General features: G+C 56.3%; 3 protein-coding genes. 2 read left to right on the forward strand and 1 reads right to left on the reverse strand.

All coding sequences use genetic code 11. The features are described 5' to 3' along the window. A partial coding sequence (locus tag BZK31_RS28515) for an SDR family NAD(P)-dependent oxidoreductase (RefSeq protein ID WP_083186472.1) occupies positions 1-626 on the forward strand: 626 nt, incomplete at its 5' end. Between the two features lie 252 nt (positions 627-878). Next, positions 879-1,436: a hypothetical protein gene (locus tag BZK31_RS28520; protein WP_083186473.1), complete on the forward strand. Its 558-nt coding sequence runs from the start codon at positions 879-881 to the stop codon at positions 1,434-1,436. A 211-nt stretch (positions 1,437-1,647) separates the two neighbouring features. On the opposite strand, the gene BZK31_RS28525 is transcribed toward BZK31_RS28520, so the two are convergent. Beyond that, the coding region (locus BZK31_RS28525) for a transglutaminase family protein (protein WP_157900835.1) at positions 1,648-2,105 on the reverse strand (458 nt) is incomplete at its 5' end.

Below are 2,105 nucleotides of genomic sequence, written 5' to 3' on the forward strand. Positions count from 1 at the left end.
TGGTCAACAACGCTGGCATTCTGCGCGACAAGACCTTCGCCAAGATGGAGGATGCCGACTGGGATCTGGTGTATCGCGTGCATGTGGAGGGTGCCTACAAAGTCACCCATGCAGCCTGGCCCTATCTGCGCGAGCAGAATTACGGTCGGGTGATCTTCACCTCTTCGACCTCGGGTATCTACGGCAACTTCGGGCAGTCCAACTATGCGATGGCCAAGCTCGGGCTGTACGGGCTGACCCGCACCCTGGCGCTGGAAGGACGCAAGAACGGGATCTTCGTCAATGCCATCGCGCCGACCGGCGGCACACGCATGACCGAGGGCCTGATTCCGGCCAATGTGTTCGAGTTGCTCAAGCCTGAACTGGTCAGCCCACTGGTGGTGTACCTGGGCAGTGAACGCTGTCAGGAAAGCGGCAGCCTGTTCGAAGTCGGCGGCGGCTGGATCGGCAAGGTCCGCTGGGAGCGTAGTCTGGGGGCGTGCTTCGATCCGCAGGCAGGTTTCAGTCCGGAAGAGGTTGCCGGGCAGTGGCATAACATCGGCAACTTCGACGACGCGGCGCACCCGGCGGATAACATCGAAGCGCTGAAAGAGATGATGGCCAATCTGCAGAACTATGTGAAATAGCGCTATTTTTCACGGCGGTCGGTCGGACAGTTTCGCCTGTCCGGCTCCGGGCTGCCGGTGACGCTGATTCCGTTGAGCCATAATGAATAATTAATGGTTTTATGGTGGGCAGGTTTTTTGTAAGTTTATTTACTCACGTATGTAAGACTTGTTTTTTGCATATGTAGTATCTGGACTGATTTTTCTATATGCGTCAACTAACCCGCGCTCGCTCCGATATGAGGTTTGAACTCATTATTATCGGAGCGATATATGGCCAGATTCATCTGGGGTGACTTGCCACAGGTCACCATAAAGACACCTCCTGCACGAGTCGACATCAAGAAGCCTGCGGTCCAGATCAGTCAGGTGCTGAGAGACGTCGGGGAAAATGCGCTTGCGCTCAACTCTTTCGAAATGGAAAAACGCAAGATGAAGCCCTTGTTCAAGGACTTCAATCCCGCGCAGATCACCCCAGAGGAACTGGCGAAGGCGGGAATGATGCTGTACAAGTTCGGCTTTATCGACAATCACACTGCCGAACTCATGAGCCGGGCTGGCAATGAGTTTGACGCCAAGGGGAAAGTGCTCAACCCGGACAAGGAAATCAATGCACTGGAGTTCTTCGCCAGCCGCATCGTTGAGATGAAAGAGAAATCAGCGTGGGGTGATCCTTATGCAAAATTATTAGTGCCGGACTACATCAGAGCCATTCATATCATTCAAAACCTTGAAGCCTTTGCCCGGTCCGGTGACAGTCCCGACATGCTCAGGATCAAGGCGCTCGAAAAACAGGGGCGCAGCGCGAGAACGCCGTCTGCCTGGGGATGACTCAGAGGCAGTGATCTATCCTCGCTCGAAAAAAAACCGCTGCACAGCACACTGCGTAGCGGTTAAAGAGACGTTGATTCAGGGAGCTGAAAAATCCACGTCATTCGAGGGCGCGAAGGTTAACGTTCGAGCCGTGGATGAAACATCCCTGAGCAGGATATGCAGCGTTACTCAGTCGGTAACAATACCAACCCTCAAGGCTTGACGTGCATCAGTGCACGCTGCGATGAGAGGGCAACTGGCTCAGGCGTTCAGTGAGACGCAACCGTTGAATCGGGTCTTCGCTCAGCATCAGTGCGTGCTGAAGGTCGAAGCGCTCGGCTTGCGGGCATTCCAGCGATTGATAGAGGCTGGCGCGGGCCATGTGGTCGCTGCTGGTCGCCTGACCCAGCTCCACGATCCGGTCGGCGTCCTTCAGTGCGGCGATCAGGTCGTCATTGAGCGTGTGCAGATGGCGCAGGTTGCGGGACAGACGCTGCAGCATGTTGGCCGCAGTGGCGCGAGTCATGTGTGCGGCCTGTAGCTGCATGGTCGGCCCGAACTGGCGGACCAGCAGCTCGCGGCAGTCCTTGGGATACAGCCTGCGCCCGCCGCACGGATCGAGCAGATGATCCGCGCCGGGAACGCGTAGCAGAAAGTGGCCCGGAAAATTGATGCCTTCCAGCGCGA

Source organism: Pseudomonas floridensis, assembly GCF_002087235.1.
Lineage (GTDB): Bacteria > Pseudomonadota > Gammaproteobacteria > Pseudomonadales > Pseudomonadaceae > Aquipseudomonas > Aquipseudomonas floridensis.

What these genes read in the sequence shown, in the direction of transcription:
- BZK31_RS28520 (WP_083186473.1), top strand. Translation starts at nt 879, where the DNA reads ATGGCCAGATTCATCTGGGGTGACTTGCCACAGGTCACCATAAAGACA.